The organism is Nocardia sp. NPDC059154 (assembly GCF_042755705.1).
GTDB lineage: Bacteria > Actinomycetota > Actinomycetes > Mycobacteriales > Mycobacteriaceae > Nocardia.
Window position 1 is genome coordinate 1 of the sequence record NZ_JBHZCS010000216.1, and the last position, 1,078, is coordinate 1,078.

General features: G+C 70.3%; 1 protein-coding gene. It reads left to right on the plus strand.

Features of this window, described 5'->3' with window-relative positions:
* Positions 1-24 precede the first annotated feature (24 nt).
* Positions 25-1,068: an acyl-CoA dehydrogenase family protein gene (locus ACFXN1_RS51900; RefSeq protein WP_379437902.1), complete on the plus strand. Its 1,044-nt coding sequence runs from the start codon at positions 25-27 to the stop codon at positions 1,066-1,068.
* The last annotated feature ends 10 nt before the right edge of the window (positions 1,069-1,078 follow it).

Consider the following 1,078-nt stretch of genomic DNA (forward strand, 5'->3'; position numbering starts at 1 on the left):
CTTCTACGACATGGGAGCGAAGGCATGAGCCTCACCGCCGAACAGCAGGAACTCGCGACCACCGTGCGCGCGGTGCTGGCCAAGCACGGGGACAGCGCGGCCATGCGGCGCGGGCTGGAGAGCGAGCGCGGCTACGACGAGCAGCTGTGGAAGCTGTTGTGCGAGCAGGTCGGTGTCGCCGCGCTGGCGATTCCGGAGGAGTTCGGCGGCGTCGGGGTCGGTCTGGTCGAGTCCCTGCTGGTGGTCGAGGAGCTCGGGCGCACGCTGTCCGCGCCGCCCATGCTCGGCTCGGCCGTGCTGGGTGTGCAGGCGCTGCTGCTGGCCGGGAACGCCGAGGCCAATGAGCGGCTGCTGCCGGAGGTCGCCGAGGGTGTCCGCACGCTGGCGCTGTGCTGGGCCGGGCCGCGCGGCTGGGACTCGTTCGGGGTCACCGCCGAGGGCGAAAAGCTCTCGGGCTCCGCGCATTACGTGCTGGACGGCGTGCACGCCGACACCCTGCTGGTGCTGACCGCCGCGGGCATGTTCGAGGTGGACGGCACGGCCGCGGGCGTCACCCGCACCGCGGTCGTCACCCAGGATCCGACCCGCAAGCTGGCGCGCATCGACTTCGATTCGGTCGAGGCCCGTCCGCTGGGCGAGCTGAATGTCGCACGGCTGCGTGAAATCGCCTGGGCGGCAGTGGTTGCCGAGCAGCTCGGCGCGGCCGAGCAGTGCCTCGACATGACCGTCGAGTACTCCAAGTCCCGTGTGCAGTTCGGTCGCCCGATCGGCAGCTTCCAGGCGCTCAAGCACCGCATGGCCGATATGTACGTGCTGGTCGAGTCGACCCGTTCCATCGCGTACCTGGCCATCGCGGGCCTGGCCGAAGGTGCGGTCGAGGCCGTCGACGTGCAGTCCGCCCGCCTGCATGCCATCGACACCTTCAACTCGGTGGTGTCCGAGACCGTCCAGATGCACGGCGGTATCGCGATCACCTGGGAGCACGACGCGCACTTGTTCTTCAAGCGCGCCCACGCCGACGCCCAGCTCTTCGGCACTCCCGCCCGTCCGCTGGCCCGTCCGGCCTAGCGGCGAATCC